At 61.3% G+C, this 19374-nt stretch carries 20 protein-coding genes and 1 pseudogene; 11 read left to right on the plus strand and 10 right to left on the minus strand.

Features of this window, described 5'->3' with window-relative positions:
* Nucleotides 1-85: 85 nt before the first annotated feature.
* The 4 genes from AC19YY_RS18120 to AC19YY_RS18135 form a co-directional block, all read right to left on the minus strand.
* Nucleotides 86-286, minus strand: coding sequence for an SEC-C metal-binding domain-containing protein (locus AC19YY_RS18120; protein ID WP_003189235.1), 201 nt, complete (start codon nucleotides 284-286; stop codon nucleotides 86-88).
* Nucleotides 283-774: an LEA/WHy family protein gene (locus tag AC19YY_RS18125; protein WP_169955478.1), complete on the minus strand. Its 492-nt coding sequence runs from the start codon at nucleotides 772-774 to the stop codon at nucleotides 283-285. Before AC19YY_RS18125 ends, AC19YY_RS18120 begins: the two co-directional genes overlap by 4 nt.
* A gap of 87 nt (nucleotides 775-861) precedes the next feature.
* On the minus strand, nucleotides 862-1332 hold the full coding sequence (locus AC19YY_RS18130) for a YchJ family protein (RefSeq protein ID WP_500604615.1): 471 nt from the start codon (nucleotides 1330-1332) through the stop codon (nucleotides 862-864).
* Between the two features lie 2 nt (nucleotides 1333-1334).
* Nucleotides 1335-1832 carry a DUF6231 family protein gene (locus tag AC19YY_RS18135; RefSeq protein ID WP_169955479.1) on the minus strand — a complete coding sequence of 166 codons (498 nt, stop codon included), beginning with the start codon at nucleotides 1830-1832 and terminating at the stop codon, nucleotides 1335-1337.
* 190 nt (nucleotides 1833-2022) lie between these two features.
* On the opposite strand from AC19YY_RS18135, the gene AC19YY_RS18140 reads away from it, so the two are divergent.
* From AC19YY_RS18140 to AC19YY_RS18150, 3 genes are all read left to right on the plus strand, one after another.
* Nucleotides 2023-2718 (plus strand): PA1041 family peptidoglycan-binding anchor lipoprotein, encoded by a 696-nt coding sequence (locus tag AC19YY_RS18140; RefSeq protein ID WP_500604616.1) that lies wholly within the window; start codon nucleotides 2023-2025, stop codon nucleotides 2716-2718.
* 179 nt (nucleotides 2719-2897) lie between these two features.
* Nucleotides 2898-3188, plus strand: coding sequence for a DUF1145 domain-containing protein (locus AC19YY_RS18145; protein WP_432755152.1), 291 nt, complete (start codon nucleotides 2898-2900; stop codon nucleotides 3186-3188).
* Complete coding sequence (locus tag AC19YY_RS18150; protein ID WP_170058342.1) at nucleotides 3181-3939, plus strand: collagen-like domain-containing protein; 759 nt, start codon at nucleotides 3181-3183, stop codon at nucleotides 3937-3939. The genes AC19YY_RS18145 and AC19YY_RS18150 overlap by 8 nt, the downstream gene beginning before the upstream one ends.
* Before the next feature lie 110 nt (nucleotides 3940-4049).
* On the opposite strand, the gene AC19YY_RS18155 is transcribed toward AC19YY_RS18150, so the two are convergent.
* Entirely contained in the window at nucleotides 4050-4514 is a 465-nt protein-coding gene (locus AC19YY_RS18155) for a CopD family protein (RefSeq protein WP_169955483.1), read from the minus strand.
* A 99-nt stretch (nucleotides 4515-4613) separates the two neighbouring features.
* Between AC19YY_RS18155 and dinG the strand changes: the two genes are divergently transcribed.
* The 5 genes and pseudogenes from dinG (at nucleotide 4614) to pdxH (ending at nucleotide 12096) form a co-directional block, all read left to right on the plus strand.
* Nucleotides 4614-6758: an ATP-dependent DNA helicase DinG gene (gene dinG / locus AC19YY_RS18160; protein ID WP_032858113.1), complete on the plus strand. Its 2145-nt coding sequence runs from the start codon at nucleotides 4614-4616 to the stop codon at nucleotides 6756-6758.
* Between the two features lie 88 nt (nucleotides 6759-6846).
* Nucleotides 6847-9060 (plus strand): annotated as a pseudogene (locus tag AC19YY_RS18165) (beta-galactosidase); the annotation flags it as partial.
* 65 nt (nucleotides 9061-9125) lie between these two features.
* Complete coding sequence (locus tag AC19YY_RS18170) at nucleotides 9126-10271, plus strand: serine hydrolase domain-containing protein (protein WP_500604617.1); 1146 nt, start codon at nucleotides 9126-9128, stop codon at nucleotides 10269-10271.
* 139 nt (nucleotides 10272-10410) lie between these two features.
* Nucleotides 10411-11421 (plus strand): OmpA family protein, encoded by a 1011-nt coding sequence (locus AC19YY_RS18175; protein ID WP_169955487.1) that lies wholly within the window; start codon nucleotides 10411-10413, stop codon nucleotides 11419-11421.
* Between the two features lie 27 nt (nucleotides 11422-11448).
* Nucleotides 11449-12096, plus strand: a complete 648-nt coding sequence (gene pdxH, locus AC19YY_RS18180; protein ID WP_170058345.1) for a pyridoxamine 5'-phosphate oxidase — start codon at nucleotides 11449-11451, stop codon at nucleotides 12094-12096.
* A gap of 142 nt (nucleotides 12097-12238) precedes the next feature.
* On the opposite strand, the gene AC19YY_RS18185 is transcribed toward pdxH, so the two are convergent.
* Entirely contained in the window at nucleotides 12239-12484 is a 246-nt protein-coding gene (locus tag AC19YY_RS18185) for a hypothetical protein (RefSeq protein WP_500604618.1), read from the minus strand.
* A 157-nt stretch (nucleotides 12485-12641) separates the two neighbouring features.
* Between AC19YY_RS18185 and AC19YY_RS18190 the strand changes: the two genes are divergently transcribed.
* Nucleotides 12642-13106, plus strand: coding sequence for an outer membrane lipoprotein (locus tag AC19YY_RS18190; protein ID WP_029297142.1), 465 nt, complete (start codon nucleotides 12642-12644; stop codon nucleotides 13104-13106).
* 82 nt (nucleotides 13107-13188) lie between these two features.
* Here the strand turns inward: AC19YY_RS18190 and nhaA are convergent, their stop codons facing one another.
* Nucleotides 13189-14376, minus strand: coding sequence for a Na+/H+ antiporter NhaA (gene nhaA / locus AC19YY_RS18195; RefSeq protein ID WP_169955490.1), 1188 nt, complete (start codon nucleotides 14374-14376; stop codon nucleotides 13189-13191).
* Between the two features lie 216 nt (nucleotides 14377-14592).
* Between nhaA and AC19YY_RS18200 the strand changes: the two genes are divergently transcribed.
* The gene (locus AC19YY_RS18200; RefSeq protein WP_500604619.1) at nucleotides 14593-15687 is read left to right on the plus strand and encodes a PLP-dependent cysteine synthase family protein; all 1095 of its coding nucleotides are present in this window, start codon (nucleotides 14593-14595) and stop codon (nucleotides 15685-15687) included.
* A gap of 67 nt (nucleotides 15688-15754) precedes the next feature.
* On the opposite strand, the gene AC19YY_RS18205 is transcribed toward AC19YY_RS18200, so the two are convergent.
* The gene (locus AC19YY_RS18205) at nucleotides 15755-17368 is read right to left on the minus strand and encodes an NAD(P)/FAD-dependent oxidoreductase (RefSeq protein ID WP_169955492.1); all 1614 of its coding nucleotides are present in this window, start codon (nucleotides 17366-17368) and stop codon (nucleotides 15755-15757) included.
* Nucleotides 17369-17474: 106 nt separating this feature from the next.
* Entirely contained in the window at nucleotides 17475-18146 is a 672-nt protein-coding gene (locus AC19YY_RS18210) for a COG3650 family protein (protein ID WP_169955493.1), read from the minus strand.
* A gap of 169 nt (nucleotides 18147-18315) precedes the next feature.
* On the opposite strand from AC19YY_RS18210, the gene AC19YY_RS18215 reads away from it, so the two are divergent.
* Nucleotides 18316-18672, plus strand: a complete 357-nt coding sequence (locus AC19YY_RS18215) for a hypothetical protein (protein WP_500604620.1) — start codon at nucleotides 18316-18318, stop codon at nucleotides 18670-18672.
* Here AC19YY_RS18215 and AC19YY_RS18220 read toward each other — a convergent pair whose 3' ends face one another.
* Nucleotides 18673-19272 carry a short chain dehydrogenase gene (locus AC19YY_RS18220; protein WP_500604621.1) on the minus strand — a complete coding sequence of 200 codons (600 nt, stop codon included), beginning with the start codon at nucleotides 19270-19272 and terminating at the stop codon, nucleotides 18673-18675.
* Nucleotides 19273-19374 lie beyond the last annotated feature (102 nt).

Here is a 19374-nt window from a genome sequence, read left to right on the forward strand (position 1 = left end):
GTCCACCTGCCGAAAATTCAATGAAATATTTGCGTCTATCGATAGAACTGTAGGAGCCGGCTTGCCGGCTCCTGCGGGACGCGTATCAGGCGCCGTGGCACTTCTTGAACTTCTTCTCGCTGCCGCATGGGCATGGATCGTTGCGGCCAACGTCCTTCAGGGCGTTGCGCACCGGTTCCTGATGGGCATGGCCGCAGTTCGGGCCGTGGACATGGCCATGGTCGTGATCGTGGTGATCGTGATCGTGGTTGCAGTCGGGACCATGGACATGGGGTTGCTGAGTCATTGGTGTCGCTCCGGAATAAAATCGCCGGGGATTATCTCGTCATTGCGCATCACGTGCACGTCGTTACCGATGAATAATCCGGTTTTCAGCTCACCTTCCAGGCGATAGGGGATGGGGCGGTCCGGGTTTTTCAACAGGTCGGCGATTTCCCGCACCTGCGGCCACAGGTTGGTGCGCACCGTGACCTTGAAAAATCCCCGGCCATTGGGCGGTATGGTCAGCCACTCGTTGGATTCGCCCTCGGTCAGTTCCACGTCAGCCAGGCTGATTTTGTAGATCAGGCCGCGCACGGTGAGGTCCGAGTCGTCACGGTTATCCACGCGAAAGTGCAGCTTGAACTTCTGCTCCAGCAGCTTGGCCCGCACCAACTCGACCTTGACCAGGTGGATTTGTGGTGCCGGTGTGTCATCGGCGAACCAGGACGCGCAGCCCGAGAGGCCAACGGTCAGTATCAGTAAACAGCTATAGGTTCGTAATCGGCTGACCATGGCTCAATCCCTTGTAGGAGCCGGCTTGCCGGCGATGGTCGTCAACGATGACGAGAGTTGTGTGGTTTAGCGCGGTGTCCGTGGTTTTTACAGGTAACTGGAACAGCACTTCTTGAACTTCTGCCCACTGCCGCACAGGCAGGCATCATTACGCCCGGCCTTCACCTCCACCGTAGGATCAATAAAGTACCAGCGCCCGTCGTTCTGTACGAAAGACGACTGTTCCCGGTGGCTGTGTTCGCCGGTGCTGTCATGCCAGCGCGCGGTAAAGGTAACGAAGGCATGTTCCGGCTGCCCCCCAAACACCTCGGAACTTTCCACCTCCAGACCCAGCCAGGTGCTTTGCGCGCTCCAGGCCCCAATGGCATCACGGTCGAGGCCGCTCTGTTGTGCCGGTAGCGTAGTCGCCACCAGATAATCCACCAGCCCCAGCACATAGGCGCTGTAGCGTGAGCGCATCAACGCGGTGGCGCAGGGCGCGGGGTGGCCAGTGTGGTAATGGCCGCAGCAGGCATCCAGCAAGTTGCCGCTGCCGCAAGGGCAAATGGATGTACTCATGGTTACCACCAATACTTTCCGAAGTTTTCCGGGTTGGCCCAGAACCGGGCGTTCAGCCAGTCCGGCACCTGTTTGTATTCAAGCAGATCGTAGGTAAACAGCGTCAGTACCTGATTGTCGCGGCAAAAATGCTCGCTGGTCTGCAAGGCCAGGGAGAAAAAATCAGTGTCCTTCCAGCTGCAGGCCGCCAGGTCGGCGAGGACGGCGATGCGGCTGGCGTTGAGGTTGCGCACGCCGCCCAGCAGCTCCAACCCTGCACGTTTTGACAGGTGCTCCAGGCAGTCGACCACCAGGGCCAGGTCAAATCGCTGGGCGGCCAACTCGGGTGGCAATGGTCCAGGCCCTGCGGTGCAGACCACGGTGTCTGGGTGGGCCTGCTTGAATGCATCCAGCGCAGGGAAGTGGCCGGCGCCCAATACCAGCAGGCGTTTGGGGGCTTGGCGATCAAGCAGGGCAGCGAGTGCTTGCTGCGGCGTACGGGAAGAATTGCCGGCGGTCATCGAAGATCCTCACATCAGAACCGTGAAGACTAGCCTGCTTGAGCGTGCGGGCCTAGAGCGCACGCTGGCCTGTTGCTCGCCAGAAGCCACTTCGGCCAATGAATACGGGGGTTGGCGGCCTGGCGCAGATGAAAATCGCGGTCTTTACTCCACCCATCGGCTTGCGGCCGATCCCCTCAGGAGAAATCAAATGAGCATCATGCGGACAGCTCTACCTTTGGTTCTGCTAACCGGAGTATTGACAGGTTGCGCAGGCTTGCAAAAAACCGACTGGCCCACCTGTGCTGCCCTCGGCGGCGTGACGGGTGCTGCACTGGGCGCTACTGAAAGCTCTTCATGGGCCGGCGGTGGGGCGTTGTTGATCGGCGGCATGGCCGGCGCCTATTGCTGGGTCCATGGCGACGCTGACGAAGACGGCGACGGCGTGCCCGACAGCCGCGACCAGTGCCCGGGCACCCCCAAGGGCGTACAGGTCGATGCCAATGGCTGCCCGCCAGTACCTGAGGCGGTCATCGTCGAAGAAGTGGTGGTGGTCAAGGAAGAGACCATCGTGATTCGCGACGTACACTTCGAATTCGACTCGGCCCGGCTGACGGCTGCCGATAAAACCAAGCTCGATACCATCGCCACACGCCTGAAACAGGAAGCGCCAAGCGCCCAACTGCGGGTTAGCGGGCATACCGACAGCGTCGGCAAAGATGCCTACAACCAAAGGCTCTCGGAAAAACGCGCGCATTCGGTCACCGATTACCTGGTCGGCGCCGGTGTGCCCCGTAGCAACTTTGTGTCGGTGACGGGCGCCGGTGAAACCCATCCAGTGGCCGACAACAAAACCGCCGACGGTCGTACCCTGAATCGCCGCGTGGAAATTCAAATCAACCGCTAAGACATTTCTGATATGCCCCTGGGTGTTGCCAGGGGCATTTCTTACGGCTGTGTCCGATGAATCTCGGCGATCTGGCCGCCAAGTCGCCGCCTTCTCAAGTTTTTTAATCCTTCACTGGCAAATCGCCTGTAGAACTCGTTACTGTGCGCCCAAAGAATAATGTGCAGGGGGCGTAGGGCATGAAGCTGTTGTTGCGAGTGGGGAAGTTGCTGGCGTTGCTGTTCTGGGCGGTTGTGCTGGTCAATCTGTTCAAACCGCTGACCAATCCATTTCATCTGTTGGTCAACCTGGTCGGCAGCCTGTTGTTGCTGGTCCATCTTCTGGAGTTGGTGTTGTTCAACGCCAGCGTCAAACATCGTGCCCACCCCTGGCGTGACCGCCTGCTGATCCTGTTGCTGGGGATGTTCCATATAAAGAGCCTGCCTGCGCCTGCGGCTGACCACGACAACAAGGATGCCAATCATGCGTAAGGTTTTACTCCTGGCCCTATTGGTCAGCCCCATCGCCCTGGCCGAAAGCGTCAGTGTCGAGACCAACTCGTTGCTGCGCTTGCCCAACAGCACCAGCGTGCTGCAGCTGGAGCGCCTGGAAGTGGCCGACTATGGCACTTTGCTGATTCCGGCCAATATCACCCAGGTCACTGTCGACGAATTGCACCTGGGCCGCGAAGCGCGGATCGCCATCGTGCCCAGCGCCAGGGCCTTGCAATTGCAGGTGCAGCATGCGCAGTTGGAACATGGCAGCCAGATCACCTCCCGTGGCGCGCCCGGCACCCATGAAAAACCGGCCCGGCCTGGGCGTGACCTGACCTTGCGGATCAACCAATTGAGCGCGGCGGAACTGTCCGTCGATGCCCGTGGTGGCACCGGCGCCCAAGGTTATAGCGGCTTGGATGGCGCCAACGGTGAAGACCCGGGGTGCACCTGGGGCTCGGCCGGGCGTGGCGCCAATGGTGACAACGGCGGTGACGGCCTGCCGGGGGCCGCAGGCGCGGCGGTGCGTATTGAATTGCCGCTGGACTATCCGAGCGAGCAGATCAAGGTCTGGGTCGATGGCGGTGCAGGCGGCTTGCCAGGTGTGGCCGGCAAGCCGGGCAAGGGCGGGGTGTCCAAGGGCTGCCTGGTGTATCGCGCCGACGGCGGCGAGAAAGGCCGGCCGGGGTTGGAAGGCCAGGCTGGGCCGGCGGGGCCTGCCGGTTCAGTGAGCATCCAGCGACTTTGAGCGATTGGCACCGGCCCTATCGCGGGCAAGCCCACTCCCACCTTTTTAAGGTATTCACAAATCAAAGTGTGGGAGCGGGCTTGCCCGCGATGAGGCACTGAGGAACACCTTCAGAACATCGGCCGGGCCGAAGCCACACCCACCACTACCAACCCAACAATCAGATTGATCCCTACCAACTTTCGGATTCTTCCCAGCACCTGCGCGCCAGTCGCCCAGTCCTCGGCCGCCACGGCCGTGCGCAGTTCAGGCAGTTGTAACGCCTGGATGCGGATAAACAGCGCCGTCATCACCACATACAGGCCCATCATCACCTGTACATAACGCGGTGCGGTTTCAAACCCGTTGAAGCGCAACTGCAACAATCCAACGCCACTGATCGGCAAGATCAGCACCGCGACCCAGACCCACACGAAAAAACGCGGAAACACATTCATCCACAGTTTAAGTCGCGCCGGCCCCTCAAGCGCCGCCACAGCGGCTGGGCGCAGGATCATCCAGGCGAAAAACATACCACCGACCCAGACCAGGGCGGCCAATACATGCAGGGTGTAGGCAAGGCTAAACACGGTCATTGAGGTACTCCGTTCTGCGCGGGATTAATTAGCGGGGTATGATAGCGGCCGATCCGAACCACTGAAAATTTATCCAGCGTTTTTTGCGCCCGACTATCCATGATCAGCACTGAACTCAAAACCACGATCCAGGGCGCCTACTCGCGTTTTCTCGAAGCCAAGAGCTTGAAACCGCGCTACGGCCAGCGCCTGATGATCGCCGAAGTGGCCAAGGTCCTCGGGGATATCGACACCGACGATGAAGGCCGGCGCAGTGGCGACCCTGCGGTCGTGGCCGTCGAGGCCGGCACCGGTACTGGCAAGACCGTGGCCTACAGCCTGGCGGCGATTCCGACTGCCAAGGCCGCCGGCAAGCGCCTGGTGATTGCCACCGCCACCGTGGCCCTGCAAGAGCAGATCGTCTACAAAGACCTGCCGGACCTGATGCGCAACAGCGGCCTGAGCTTCACCTTCGCCCTGGCCAAGGGCCGTGGCCGCTATATGTGCCTGTCCAAGCTGGATGTGCTGCTGCAGGAAGGCCACGCGCAAACCGCCACGGCCTCGCTGTTCGAAGAAGAAGGCTTCAAGATCGAAGTCGATGAGGCCAGCCAGAAGCTGTTTACCAGCATGATCGAAAAGCTGGCCGGTAATAAGTGGGATGGTGACCGCGACAGCTGGCCCAACGCCCTGGAAGACGCCGACTGGGCGCGCCTGACCACCGATCACAGCCAGTGCACCAACCGGCATTGCCCCAACTTCGGCCAGTGCGCCTTCTACAAGGCCCGCGAGGGCATGGGCAAGGTCGACGTGATCGTCACCAACCACGACATGGTCCTCGCCGACCTGGCCCTGGGCGGCGGCGCCGTGCTGCCCGACCCGCGTGACACCCTGTACGTGTTCGACGAAGGCCACCACTTGCCGGACAAGGCCATCGGCCACTTTGCCCACTACACGCGCCTGCGTTCCACTGCCGACTGGCTGGAAACCACCGCCAAGAACCTCACCAAGCTGCTGGCCCAGCATCCGCTGCCGGGCGACCTGGGCAAGCTGATCGAGCAGGTGCCGGAGCTGGCGCGGGAGATCAAGACCCAGCAACAGTTCATGTTCAGCGCCTGCGAGCAGGTGGCGGACTTCAAGCCTGGCGAAGACGTCGAAGGCCGCGAACGGCCGCGCCATCGTTTTGTCGGCGGCCTGATCCCCGAGCATATGCGCGAGATGGGCGTGGAGCTGAAGAAGGGCTTCTCACGCCTCACCGATCTGTTCACGCGCCTGACCGACCTGCTCAAGGAAGGCATGGATGGCGAGGTCAATATCGGTATCGCCAGCAACCAGGCCGAAGAGTGGTATCCGTTGTTTGGCAGCCTGCTGTCCCGCGCCCAGGGCAACTGGGAGTTATGGACCGCCTTCACCGTTGAAGACCCGGAAGATAACCCGCCCATGGCCCGCTGGCTGACGCTGTCGGAGAGCGGCGCGCTGTTCGATATCGAGGTCAACGCCAGCCCGATCCTCGCCGCAGAAATGCTCCGACGCAACCTGTGGAACGTGGCCTACGGCGCCCTGGTGACTTCGGCCACCCTGACCGCCCTGGGCACCTTCGACCGGTTCCGCATGCGCGCCGGCCTGCCGAAAAAAGCCGTCACCGCCGTGGTCCCCAGCCCGTTCCACCATGCCGACGCCGGCGTGCTGCGGGTGCCGGACCTCAAGGCCGACCCACGGGATGCGCCGGCGCACACCGCAGCAATCATTCGTGACCTGCCATCGCTGGTGGAAGGTTCCAAGGGCACCCTGGTGCTGTTTTCGTCACGCAAGCAGATGCAGGACGTGTTCGACGGCCTCGACCGCGACTGGCGCAAGCAGGTGTTTATCCAGGGCAACCTGTCGAAACAGGAAACCCTGAACAAGCACAAGGCACGGGTCGATGGCGGGGACTCCAGCGTGTTGTTCGGCCTGGCGAGCTTTGCCGAAGGTGTCGACTTGCCCGGCGCCTACTGTGAACACGTGGTGATCGCGAAGATCCCGTTCTCGGTGCCGGACGATCCGGTCGAGGCGGCGCTGGCCGAATGGATTGAAGCCCGGGGCGGCAATCCGTTCATGGAAATCTCGGTGCCGGACGCCTCGTTGAAGCTGGTCCAGGCTTGTGGCCGCTTGCTGCGTACCGAGGAGGACCGGGGCACCATCACCTTGCTCGACCGCCGTCTGGTCACCCAGCGCTATGGCAAGGCTATCCTGAATGCCTTGCCGCCTTTCCGGCGCGAAATTTCTTAATCCACAGTGGGCGAATTCGCCCACTTCGTGGTCTATCTCATGTATGTCATCAGGCCATTCACCGGCCGATTGGGAGAACCTTGTTCGTATGATCCGCACGCTGCCTGCTCTTTTTGCCTTGTTGTTCGCCGCGCCATTGCTGGCCGCGCCGGCCGGGCAACAGACGCTGTTCAACTTTGTCCGGCCGGCCGATGTGGTCAAGGTGGCGACCCAGGACGCCAGCTTGCCGCAATACAACGCCGAACAGACCCCGGAAGGCGAGGTGCTGCGCCGCATCACCTTTAACCCGGCGGCACAGCCGAGCCTGGTGCTCAGCCCGCAGAGCGGGGTGTGGGACTGGTCGCAATCGACTGCCATGAGCCTGCGCATCCAGAGTGCGATGGACTGGGCGCTGACCTTGTATGTCAAGGTGCAGAGCAGCGACGGCAAGACCCTGGTCAGTCGTATCGATTTGCCGGCGGGGCCTGCGCAAACCCTGCTGGTGCCGCTGCAAGCCAATTCGCCCTTGAGCCAGGGCATGAAGGCCGGGCCGCCGATGCCGATCACCGTGGACGGGCAGCGTGTGATGCTGGCCGCCAGTGCTGGGGAAATCGACCGCAGCCAGGTGGTCTCGGTCACTCTATCGATGATCCAGCCGGTCGCGCCGCAAAGCATCCTGCTGGAGCGCTTTGGTGTGCAGGACAGCGAACCGGTGCTCAAGGCCGCCTACAGTGAGCTGGTGGATGCCTATGGGCAGTCCACCCGTGCGCGCTGGCCGGAAAAAGTCAGCAGCGACGAGCAACTCAAGGCTGCGGCCGCCAAGGAGCAGCAACTGCTCAAGGGCTGGCTCGCGGAGCGTGACAAGGCCAATTTGGACAAGTTTGGCGGCTGGACCAAGGGCCCGGCCTTTGACGCCAGCGGTTTCTTTCGCACCGAAAAGCGCGACGGGCGCTGGTACCTGGTGACTCCGCTGGGGCATCCGTTCTACTCCCTGGGCGTCAACACCGTGAGCCCGGCCAACAGCCAGACCTATGTCGCCGGGCGCGAGTGGATGTTTGGCGCACTGCCCAAGGCGGGTGAGCCTTTCGACAAATATTATGGCAGTGGCGATAACCGTGGCGGCAATGGCGCGGATGTCGGGCGCGGCTTCAATGTGGGGCGCTGGTACGATTTCTACGGGGCCAATCTGCAACGCACTTATGGCTCCGAAGGTTTCGACCAGGCGCGCTGGGTCGGCCACACCCTGGACCGCCTGCAGGCCTGGGGTTTCAATACCGTCGGCAACTGGAGCGCCCCGCAGCTGGTTGGCGCAGATCGCGTGCCTTACACCTTGGCGCTGTCGATCATTGGCGACTACACCAGTATCAGCACCGGGATCGACTGGTGGGGAGGCATGCCCGATCCCTTCGACCCGCGCTTTGCCATGGCCACCGAGCGGGCCGTGGCGATTGCCACCCGTGACCATCGCGACGATCCCTGGTTGATCGGCTTCTTTGCCGATAACGAACTGGCGTGGGCCGGTCCTGGCAATGATGCAAAATCCCGTTATGCCCTGGCCTACGGCACCCTGCGCATGACTACCGATGTGCCGGCCAAACGTGCGTTCCTCAAGCAACTGCGCGATAAATATCGCAACGAAGACGGCCTGTCCAAAGCCTGGGGCATTCACCTGGCTGGCTGGGAGTTGATGGAAGATCCGGGCTTCGAGCCGCCGGTTCCTAACCCCGAACATCCGGAAATCGAGGCTGATTTCCAGTATTTCCAGAAGACTTTCGCCGACGCCTACTTCAAGACCATCTCCGATGCGCTGAAATGGCACGCGCCCAACCAGTTGCTGCTGGGGGGCCGCTATGCGGTCAGCACGCCGGAAGCCGTGGCGTCCTGCGCCCAGTATTGCGATGTGCTGAGCTTCAACATGTACACCCTCAAGCCCCAGGACGGTCATGACTTCGCCGCCCTGCGCGCGCTGGACAAGCCGGTACTGATCAGCGAGTTCAACGTCGGCTCGGCCGACCGTGGCCCGTTCTGGGGCGGCTTGACGCCATTGGCCAGGGAAGAGGCGCGCGGCCCGGCCTATGCGACCTTCCTCAAGCAGGCCATGGCCGAGCCGTCGATTGTCGGTGTGCACTGGTTCCAGTACCTCGACCAGCCGGTGACCGGGCGTTTGCTGGACGGTGAGAATGGCCATTTCGGCCTGGTGGGGATCACCGATGTGCCGTTCCAGGGCTTCGTCGACAGTGTGCGTAAAAGCAATCTGGCGGCGATCCAGCAATTGGGTCGGGAAGCCGAAAAAGCCAAGGTCGCCCACGCGGCAACGGGTTCCCAAACCCCGTAATGACTGGAACAATGGGCGCCATTTAACGCAAGTCTTTTCCGAGGGGGATGCAGGTGCAGATTCAGGGTCATTACGAGCTTCAATTCGAAGCAGTGGGTGAAGCCTTCAGCGCACTGTTTGACGACCCTCAGGAGCGTGGTGCGGCGCTGTGTGTGCAGATTGGCGGCGAAACCGTCCTCGACCTGTGGGCCGGCACCGCCGACAAGGACGGTGCCGAGGCCTGGCATAGCGACACTATTGCCAACCTGTTTTCCTGCACCAAGACCTTCACCGCCGTCACCGCCCTGCAACTGGTTGCCGAAGGCAAATTGCAGTTGGACGCCCCGGTTGCCAACTACTGGCCGGAGTTCGCCGCGGCAGGCAAGGAAAACATCACCTTGCGCCAACTACTGTGCCATAAGGCCGGGCTGCCAGCGCTGCGTGAAATATTGCCCGCCGAGGCCCTGTATGACTGGCCCTTGATGACCGCTGCCCTGGCCGCCGAGGCTCCCTGGTGGACACCCGGCGAGGGCCATGGCTACGCCGCCATCACCTATGGCTGGCTGGTCGGTGAACTGCTGCGTCGCGCCGATGGGCGTGGGCCGGGGGAGTCGATTGTGGCCCGGGTTGCCCGCCCGTTGGGCCTGGACTTCCATGTCGGGTTGGCCGACGCAGAGTTCTATCGCGTCGCCCACATTGCCCGGAGCAAAGGCAACATGGGGGATGAGGCAGCCCAGAGGCTATTACAGGTCACCCTGCGCGAACCTGCGGCAATGACTACCCGGGCGTTTACCAATCCGCCCTCTATACTAACCAGCACTAATAAACCCGAGTGGCGTCGTATGCAGCAGCCGGCGGCAAATGGGCATGGCAATGCGCGCAGTTTGGCCGGGTTTTATAGTGGTTTGTTGGATGGAAGTTTGTTGGAAGCCGAGATGCTTGAACAACTGACCCGCGAGCACAGTATCGGGCTGGATAAAACCTTATTGACGCAAACCCGTTTTGGCCTGGGCTGCATGTTGGACCAGCCAGATGTGCCCAATGCGACCTTCGGCCTTGGCCCACGTGCATTTGGGCATCCCGGGGCCGGTGGCTCGGTGGGCTTTGCCGATCCGGAACATGATGTAGCATTTGGTTTCGTGACCAATACTCTGGGGCCGTATGTACTTATGGACCCGCGCGCGCAAAAGTTGGTAAGAATATTGGCCGGTTGTCTGTAAATAGCTTGCTGTCTGGCGTTTTTTTGTTAAAAAGGCACCTACAAAAGGCGCTTGAAAAGTATTGTTACTTTAAACTTCGTGAAGCGTCTGTTTAACGGGTCATCCAGACCCCTGTGTTTTCTCATTTTGTGGATATCTCATGTTATCGAACAAGTCCTTGGCACTGGCGCTCTGCCTCACTATTACTGGCTGTGCACAAACTCCACAAAATGATGCGTCTGGCGAGCATTGGTGGTCATTCGGGTTCGACAAGTCGGCGACCAAGGATGTTACCGCCAAGGCCGATGCCAAGGCGGCTGATGCCAAGGCAGACCTCAAGGCCGATCTGCAGGCGGCAACGCCAGCCGCGGCTGCTGCCCCGGTGGTCGCCAAGACTGAAAGCGATACCAAATGGTGGTGGCCGTTTGAAAGCAAGCCAAAACCGTTGAGCAAAGTCGATGTGACCAACATCCCGATGCCCGACCCGAAAATCACCCAGGCCTGGCTGGACGACTACGAGCCGCGCCTGCGTGCCGCGATCAAGGACAGCAACCTGCAACTGGAACGTCGCGACAACGTGCTGGTGGTGATTGCCCCGGTCGATGGTTCGTACAACCCGAAACGCCCTGCAATGTTGTTGCCAGTGACCCTGGGCCCGTTCACCCGTGTCGCCAAGGCTGTTGAAAAGGATCCGAAGACTGCCGTGCTCGTCCTGGGTCACATCGATACCGTGCAGAACCAGCCCCTGACCAAGGAGCGTGCGCAGTCCATTGCCTCGATCTTCAGCCTCAGCGGCCTGAAGCAGGACCGCCTGATGCTGCGTGGCATGGGTGACCTGATGCCCCGCGCCGCCAACGACAGCACCCAGGGCCGTGCCTTGAACCGTCGCATGGAGATCATGTTCACCCAGCGCACTACCATGCTGGCACTGCTGAGCAAGTACAACTCGCCAAACCCACCGAAGCCTGAGCTGGTTGCGGTACAGGACGTTGTTGCCCCAGCACCGGTCGCCAAGAAAGCCGTTGCCGCCAAGAAAGCACCTGCCAAGAAGGCCGCCGCCAAGCCAGCCGCGAAGAAAGCCGCCGCCAAGCCGGCTGCCAAAAAGCCAGCTGCCGCCAAGGATGCAACGCCAGCGAAAAAAGTAGCGGCAAACGACCAGGCAAAAAACTGAGTAGTTGAGCGAGAAGGATAAAGCCGCATGACCCAGGCACTGGCTGATATGCGCCGTGACTACACACGGGACGGTTTGAGCGAGGCCCAGGCCCCGGACGAGCCGTTTGCCTTGTTCCACCAGTGGTTCAACGATGCGGTCAAGACCGAGCAGCCACCGGTGGAGGCCAATGCCATGACCCTGGCGACCGTGGACCAGGAGGGCCGGCCTCACTGCCGCGTCCTGCTGCTCAAGGGGCTGGATGCCCAGGGCTTTACCTTCTTCACCAACTACCAGAGTGCCAAGGGCCAGCAATTGGCAGCCAGCCCGTTTGCTGCCATGACCTTCTTCTGGCCGACCCTGGAACGCCAGGTGCGTATCGAGGGGCGGGTGGTCAAGGTCACGCCCGAGGAGTCGGACGCCTATTATCAGGTGCGTCCCCTGGGTAGCCGCATCGGCGCCTGGGCTTCCCCGCAAAGCCAGGTGATCCGTGATCGCCAGCAATTGCAGGATTTGCTCACGCTGACCGAGCAGCGTTTCAGCGAGACCCAACCGGATTGTCCGCAACACTGGGGTGGTTATCGCCTGCTGCCCGAGCGCATCGAGTTCTGGCAGGGTCGGGCGAGCCGCTTGCATGATCGCTTGAACTATCGTTTGCAGGGTGCCGACTGGACCCGCGAGCGACTGGCGCCCTGAGGGCCCTTTAAGCACCCGAGCCCGGGCAAGGCTGCGATGATGGCGGCACTGCCCACTTCAGGTTATCTGATACACCCCCTATCGCAGCCTCGCCAGAGCTCGACAGCTCTCACCTTTGATCTTGGTGTTCTTGCCGAGGTCTCTACTCCGGGGCTTGTGGTGTGTATTGCCGTGCTGCGTCCTGCAGCCACTGCGGCAAATCCCTACGCTTGACCTTCTCAGCCTTGGCGCGGTCCAACTGTTGCAGCATAAAGATGCGCTTGTGCTGATCGTCTCCAGCCAGGGACAGCGCCAGGTCGCGGTCCATCCAGCGCTTGATTCGCTGGTACAGCCACCAGTGGAAATACAGGCCGGCGGCGGTGGTAGCTACAATGATGAAGTAGTCCATGAAACTCCTTGTCTGGATGCGGTTGCTACCGTTCGTCGATTTTCGCGGTACAGCCTGTCTGTACTGGGGCTGAATGAAAGCAATTTTCTCCGGGCCTTGCCGTGACAGGCGTCAAGCAGCGGAGTCTAATTAAGATATGTCCTATGGAGTTGATGCTATGCGTAAGTCTGTTTTGCTGGTTGCCTGCTTTACCACCATGTCGTTGCTGCTGGGTGGCTGCGCCTCCAGTCTGACCGGCGACTCGTACTCCCGTGACGAAGCACGTCGTGTGCAGAGCGTGCGCATGGGCACCATTGAATCCCTGCGTCCGGTCAAGATCGAAGGCACCAAGACCCCAATCGGCGGCGCAGCAGGCGCAGTCATCGGCGGTGTTGGCGGTAGCGCCATCGGTGGCGGCCGTGGCAGCATCGTGACGGCTGTTATCGGTGCCGTGGCCGGCGGCCTGCTGGGCTCGGCCACCGAAGAAGGCCTGACCCGCACCCAGGGCGTCGAAATCACCGTGCGCGAAGACGACGGCAGCATGCGCGCCTACGTCCAGGCCGTGCAGGAAAACGAGATCTTCCGCATTGGTGACCGTGTGCGCATCATGACTGTAGACGGTACCAGCCGCGTTACCCGTTAAGGGGCCGGCGGTCAAAGAAAAACCCCGACCGGGTGACCGGGCGGGGTTTTTTATTGGGTGCTAAGTTGAGCGTGCCAGCGCGTTAAGCGCTGGTAGCCGCTTGCTTACGACTGGCCATCGCCGTCACTGCATAACCAATCAATGCCGCCAGGATCGAGCCGGTGAGAATACCCATCCGGTCCATCCCGGCGTATTCGCTACTGCCCGGCACGAACGCCAGCGAGCCGACAAACAGGCTCATGGTGAAGCCGATACCGCACAGGATGGCCACGCCCATGACCTGGCCCCAATTGGCGCCGGTCGGCAGGGCAGCCAGCCCGGTTTTCACCGCGAGCCAGGTCAGCCCAAACACACCGACCGTCTTGCCCACCAGCAGGCCGGCGGCGATACCCATTGGCACATGGTGGGTAAAGCTCTCCAGGTTGACCCCGGCCAGCGACACGCCGGCGTTGGCAAACGCGAACAGCGGCAGGATGCCGTAGGCCACCCACGGGTGCAGCGCGTGTTCCAGGCCCAGCAGGGGCGAGGGTTCGGCGTTCTTGGTGCGCAGCGGAATGCAGAACGCCAGGGTGACGCCAGCCAGGGTGGCATGAACCCCACTCTTGAGCACGCAGACCCACAGGATCAGGCCGATGATCAGGTACGGCCCGAGCTTGACCACGCCCAGGCGGTTCATGGCTATCAGCGCGACAAGGCAGGCACCTGCCCCTGCCAGCGACGCGGTGGACAGTTCGCTGGAATAGAAAATCGCGATGACGATGATGGCGCCCAGGTCATCGATGATCGCCAGGGTCATCAGGAACAGCTTCAGTGACACCGGTACACGCTTGCCCAGCAGGGCCAACACGCCAAGGGCAAAGGCGATATCGGTGGCCATCGGGATGGCCCAGCCGCCCAGCGCCGCCGGGTTATCCTTATTCAGCGCCCAGTAGATCAGCGCCGGCACCACCATGCCGCCGATGGCTGCAGCGCCTGGCAGCACGACCTGGGAAGGCTTGGACAAGTGGCCATCGAGCAACTCGCGCTTGACCTCCAGACCGATCAGCAGGAAGAACAGGGCCATCAGGCCGTCGTTGATCCATAGCAGCGACGGCTTGGCGATTTGCAGGGCGCCGATTTGTACGGCGACGGGCACGTCAAGAAAGCTGTTGTAGAGATGGGACAGCGGCGAGTTGTTGATGATCAGCGCCAAGGCGGCTGCAGCGATCAGTAACAGGCCGCTGGCCGCTTCAAGCTGGAAGAAACGGGTAAACGTGCTACGCAGAGGCAAGGGATGCTCTCCAATCAAAGTTCAATAGGGGCGTACCCTAACCCGTACTGTTAGTTGTTAAAACAAAAGTTATATTCTTTTTTGTTATATAAAAGCGTCGTGGTAGGGCTTGCGTCAAAGACTAGCAATTGTGTGTCGAATTGAGTCATGACTGTATCTGTGTGCAGTGTAGGAAAGACCCTAACATTCAGCCTGAAAACCTAATGGAACTTGAGCATGAGCGACCATCGTCCGTGGGCCCGAGAGGCCATCCGCATTATTGAGGCGGACTTCCAGCGCAGCGCCGACACCCACCTGATCCCGCTGCCTTTACCGGGCTTGCCGGGGATCGAGTTGTATTTCAAGGATGAGTCCAGCCACCCCACCGGCAGCCTCAAGCACCGGCTGGCTCGCTCCCTGTTCCTGTATGCGCTGTGCAACGGTTGGCTCAAGCCCGGCGCGCCAGTGATCGAAGCCTCCAGTGGCTCGACGGCGATCTCCGAGGCGTACTTCGCGCGTTTGCTGGGCCTGCCGTTCATTGCGGTGATGCCGGCCACCACGTCCCAGGAAAAAATTGCGCAGATCGCCTTCTACGGTGGCAAGAGCCACCTGGTGCAGGATCCCACGCAGATCTACGCCGAATCCGAGCGCCTGGCGCAGGAAAGTGGCGGGCACTTCATGGATCAGTTCACCTATGCCGAACGCGCGACGGACTGGCGGGCGAATAACAACATTGCCGAATCGATCTTCCAGCAGCTGCGCTTCGAGCGCCATCCAGAGCCGAGCTGGCTGATTTCCAGCCCGGGTACCGGCGGGACCACGGCGACCCTGGGGCGCTATGTGCGTTATCGCCAGCATTGCACCCGAGTCTTGTGTGCCGATGCCGAGCGTTCGGTGTTCTTCGAGTATTACCAGAGCGGTGACGCCAGTTTGCGCCTGGACTGCGGTTCACGGATCGAGGGCATCGGCCGGCCACGGGTGGAGGCGTCGTTCCTGCTCAAGGTGATTGATGCGATGGTCAAGGTGCCGGACGCCCTGTCGCTGGCGGCCATGCATTACCTGGCGCAACGCTTGGGACGGCGGGTCGGGGGTTCCAGCGGCACCAACCTGATCGGCGCGCTGGTTGCCGCGCAGCAGATGCAGGCGGCAGGGGAGTCCGGGTCTATCGTGGCGATTCTGTGTGACGGTGGCGAGCGCTATGCCACGACCTACTACGACGATGCGTGGCTGGTCGGGCAGGGGTATGAACTGGAAGAGTTGATCGACGCGGTTGCCGCCAGTGTCGAGCGGGGCGAGCCGTTGCCGGACAGTATTCTGCGCGCCAATATCTAAACCGTCTGGCGCATGATGATCACTGTGGGAGCCGGGCTTGCCCGCTCCCACAGTGGAGGGCGTTTGCTCAGGCTTCGATCCCGAGGATGTTGCGCGCCACGGCTTCGGCAATCCGAATCCCGTCAACGCCGGCCGACAGGATCCCACCGGCATAGCCAGCACCTTCGCCGGCCGGGAACAGGCCTTTGACATTCAAGCTCTGCATCGATGCGTCGCGGGTGATCCGCAGCGGCGATGAAGTGCGGGTCTCGATCCCGGTCAATACCGCGTCATGCAACGAGTAACCCTTGATCTGCTTCTCAAAGGCCGGCAACGCTTCGCGGATGGCCTCGATGGCGAAGTCTGGCAAGGCCAGGGCCAAGTCGCCCAGGGCTACGCCTGGCTTGTAGGAAGGTTCCACGCTACCAATAGCCGTGGACGGCTTGCCGGCGATGAAATCACCCACCAGTTGCGCCGGTGCTTCGTAGTTGCTGCCGCCGAGGATGAACGCGTGGGACTCCAGGCGCTCCTGCAACTCGATCCCGGCCAGCGGGCCGCCCGGGTAGTCCACTTCCGGCGTGATACCCACCACGATCCCGGAGTTGGCATTGCGTTCGTTACGCGAATACTGGCTCATGCCATTGGTCACGACCCGATTCGGCTCGGAGGTGGCTGCCACCACCGTGCCGCCTGGGCACATGCAGAAGCTGTACACCGAGCGGCCGTTCTTGGCGTGGTGCACCAGCTTGTAGTCGGCCGCGCCCAGTTTCGGGTGCCCGGCATATTTGCCCAGGCGTGCGGCGTCGATCAGCGACTGCGGATGTTCGATACGGAAACCCACCGAAAACGGCTTGGCTTCCATGTACACGCCACGGCCGTGGAGCATGCGGAAAGTGTCGCGGGCGCTGTGGCCGAGGGCGAGGATCACATGCTTGGAAAGGATCTGCTCGCCACCCGCGACCACCACGCCATTCAACTGGCCATCTTCGATCAGCACGTCGGTGACCCGCTGTTCAAAACGCACTTCACCGCCCAGGGCGATGATCTGCTGGCGCATGTTTTCCACCACGCCGGTCAGGCGGAAGGTACCGATGTGCGGTTTGCTGACGTAGAGGATCTCGTCTGGCGCGCCGGCTTTGACGAACTCGTGCAGGACCTTGCGCCCGTGAAATTTCGGGTCCTTGATCTGGCTGTAGAGCTTGCCGTCGGAAAAGGTCCCGGCACCGCCCTCGCCGAACTGCACGTTGGACTCGGGGTTGAGTACGCTTTTGCGCCACAGGCCCCAGGTGTCCTTGGTGCGCTGGCGCACTTCGCGGCCGCGCTCGAGGATGATCGGCTTGAAGCCCATTTGCGCCAGCAACAACCCGGCAAAGATCCCGCAAGGGCCGAAGCCGACCACAATCGGCCGCTCGCTCAGGTCGGCCGGTGCCTGGCCGACGACCTTGTAGCTGACATCGGGGGCGGCATTGATATTGCGGTCGTCAGCGAACTTGAGCAGCAGGGCGGCCTCGCCCTTGACCTCAAGGTCGACGGTGTAGATGAAACACAGCTCCGACGACTTCTTGCGCGCATCGTAGCTGCGTTTGAACAGGGTGAAATCGAGCAGATCATCACTGGCGATGCCCAGGCGCTGCACAATGGCAGGCCGCAGGTCTTCTTCGGGATGGTCGATGGGCAGCTTGAGTTCGGTGATTCGTAGCATGACAGGATCCGGTATGCGGCGTTTGGTAGGGCCGGCGGTTTTGCAAACCGGCGATTATAAGCCCCAACGGCGGTTTCCCGTCATGCTAAAACAGCGCAGGGCTGAATCAGTCGTCTCGCGAGCCGCCAAACGCCGCGCAGCCACGCTGCACCTGACCGTTGATCCGAAGTTCGGCGCTCATATGCTGCAGGCTGCCACTGACGCTATCGATGCAGCGTTGGGGCGCGACCCACAGTTCAATCTGCTGGCCGTTGGCTTCGGTGGTGAGGTTGAAGCGGCCGTCGCCCAGTTGTTCTTCGACATAAGGCACCGGCAACGGTGGCTGCCCCTCGCGTTGCAAGACCATGCCCTTATTGGTGACGTTCAATGCCCACGCCGGCTTGTGGCCATTGGCGCGCAGGATCATGCGCTTGAAGTCCGGGTCGTCGCAGGCCGAGGTCGAACGTTCGACGCGGTACAGTTGCTGCAGGTCCACCTGGCCCTGGGTGCCGCTGGCGACTCCGGAGAACTTGCCGCGCAGGTCGGCAAACAAGGCCCCTTGCTGGCCGGCCAGGGACGCAGCTTCCTGGAGGATGCTGGTGCCGCCGGTGTCGTTGACCACATAGTTGCGCTGATCATGGCAGGGCTGGAACAGCAATTTGTCGCCCACTGCGGTCAATTCGCCCTGCATGCGAGTCAGGCCCGTCATGGACGGCTTGGCCGCATCGCGGTCGAACAACTGGCAGGCGGTGAGCAGGGGCAACAGGGCAAACAGAGCAAGGGTACGGGCGGCAAGCATTATCGGGTCTCCTGATAAGTGCCGCCACGTTACGCAGGCTGGCGCTGCATCACAAGCCGGTGATGGGCGATTAGGTTGCAGCATTTTAACGGAGCCTGAAATTAAGCCTTTTCCGTGGATGTTACGGAAGCCTTATGCCAAGTTTAAGTTTTTCGAAAGGCGCATTCATATGAACATTCGATGGACCCTTTTCGCCCTGGCCTGCGTGGCACCCCTGGCCTGGGCCGAGGTGCCGGCCAAGCTGTTCTACACCTCACAGACCGACTTCACCGATATGACCTTGACCCTGAAAAGAGCCGGCGCCCTCCAACCCGAGTTTATCGAGGTCGACGTGACGCTGACGCCGGAAGCCAGGGAGCGCACGAAAGCGCTGACCCAGGCGGCCATGCATAAGCAGATGACCCTGTACCTCAATGGCCGGCAGCTCAATACGGCGACGGTCCAAGGTGTGCTCTACGGTCCGGGCCTGAGGTTCTCCATCCCCCGCAACCAGTTGTTGGAGATGATGCCGTCGCTCCTCAAGTGATCAACCTACGATGTAGGTCTGCCCGGTCTGTAAACCTTCCACACTCTTGGCGTAGGCCAAAGCCACTTCCGTCGCCGGAACCGGCTTAAAACCCCTGAAGTATGGCGCATAGCTGCCCATGGCTTCCACCAACACGGTCGGGCTGACCGAGTTGATCCGCAGGCCCCGTGGCAGTTCAATCGCAGCCGCTTTGACGAACGCATCGATGGCACCGTTGACCAGTGCCGCCGAGGCGCCTGTGCGGATCGGGTCGCGGTTGAGAATGCCGCTGGTAAAGGTGAACGACGCACCGTCGTTGGCAAACTCGCGGCCGATCAGCAACAGATTGACCTGACCCATCAGCTTGTCTTGCAGGCCGAGGTCGAAATGGTTGGCCTCCATCTCCCCCAGGGGCACGAAGTTGACGCTGCCGGCGGCGCACACCAAGGCATCGAACTGGCCGGTTTGTACAAACAGTCGGCGGATCGAGGCGCTGTCGCTGATGTCGACCTGAAAGTCGCCGCTCTTGCGCCCGATGCTGATCACTTCATGGCGCTGGGACAGTTCAGCCTTGACCGCCGAGCCCACAGTGCCGCTGGCGCCGATCAACAGGATTTTCATGGTGTGGTTCCTCAAGGGGTTTAGGTGAGCCTTGAGTCTAGAGTGGTTTTTTCTGCGGATAAGCGCACTAATAGGCAACCTTTGGTTTTCAAGTGGAAACAA

The sequence above is a fragment of the Pseudomonas sp. MF09156 genome (assembly GCF_059862305.1).

Excerpts from the sequence above, each read along its gene's own strand:
- AC19YY_RS18140 (WP_500604616.1), top strand. The coding sequence starts at position 2,023 with ATGAGCATCATGCGGACAGCTCTACCTTTGGTTCTGCTAACCGGAGTA.
- AC19YY_RS18120 (WP_003189235.1), bottom strand. The coding sequence starts at position 286 with ATGACTCAGCAACCCCATGTCCATGGTCCCGACTGCAACCACGATCAC.
- AC19YY_RS18145 (WP_432755152.1), top strand. The coding sequence starts at position 2,898 with ATGAAGCTGTTGTTGCGAGTGGGGAAGTTGCTGGCGTTGCTGTTCTGG.
- pdxH (WP_170058345.1), top strand. The coding sequence starts at position 11,449 with ATGACCCAGGCACTGGCTGATATGCGCCGTGACTACACACGGGACGGT.
- AC19YY_RS18125 (WP_169955478.1), bottom strand. The coding sequence starts at position 774 with ATGGTCAGCCGATTACGAACCTATAGCTGTTTACTGATACTGACCGTT.
- AC19YY_RS18175 (WP_169955487.1), top strand. The coding sequence starts at position 10,411 with ATGTTATCGAACAAGTCCTTGGCACTGGCGCTCTGCCTCACTATTACT.
- AC19YY_RS18190 (WP_029297142.1), top strand. The coding sequence starts at position 12,642 with ATGCGTAAGTCTGTTTTGCTGGTTGCCTGCTTTACCACCATGTCGTTG.
- AC19YY_RS18155 (WP_169955483.1), bottom strand. The coding sequence starts at position 4,514 with ATGACCGTGTTTAGCCTTGCCTACACCCTGCATGTATTGGCCGCCCTG.
- dinG (WP_032858113.1), top strand. The coding sequence starts at position 4,614 with ATGATCAGCACTGAACTCAAAACCACGATCCAGGGCGCCTACTCGCGT.
- AC19YY_RS18135 (WP_169955479.1), bottom strand. The coding sequence starts at position 1,832 with ATGACCGCCGGCAATTCTTCCCGTACGCCGCAGCAAGCACTCGCTGCC.
- AC19YY_RS18210 (WP_169955493.1), bottom strand. The coding sequence starts at position 18,146 with ATGCTTGCCGCCCGTACCCTTGCTCTGTTTGCCCTGTTGCCCCTGCTC.
- AC19YY_RS18220 (WP_500604621.1), bottom strand. The coding sequence starts at position 19,272 with ATGAAAATCCTGTTGATCGGCGCCAGCGGCACTGTGGGCTCGGCGGTC.
- AC19YY_RS18205 (WP_169955492.1), bottom strand. The coding sequence starts at position 17,368 with ATGCTACGAATCACCGAACTCAAGCTGCCCATCGACCATCCCGAAGAA.
- AC19YY_RS18215 (WP_500604620.1), top strand. The coding sequence starts at position 18,316 with ATGAACATTCGATGGACCCTTTTCGCCCTGGCCTGCGTGGCACCCCTG.
- AC19YY_RS18150 (WP_170058342.1), top strand. The coding sequence starts at position 3,181 with ATGCGTAAGGTTTTACTCCTGGCCCTATTGGTCAGCCCCATCGCCCTG.
- AC19YY_RS18185 (WP_500604618.1), bottom strand. The coding sequence starts at position 12,484 with ATGGACTACTTCATCATTGTAGCTACCACCGCCGCCGGCCTGTATTTC.
- AC19YY_RS18130 (WP_500604615.1), bottom strand. The coding sequence starts at position 1,332 with ATGAGTACATCCATTTGCCCTTGCGGCAGCGGCAACTTGCTGGATGCC.
- AC19YY_RS18200 (WP_500604619.1), top strand. The coding sequence starts at position 14,593 with ATGAGCGACCATCGTCCGTGGGCCCGAGAGGCCATCCGCATTATTGAG.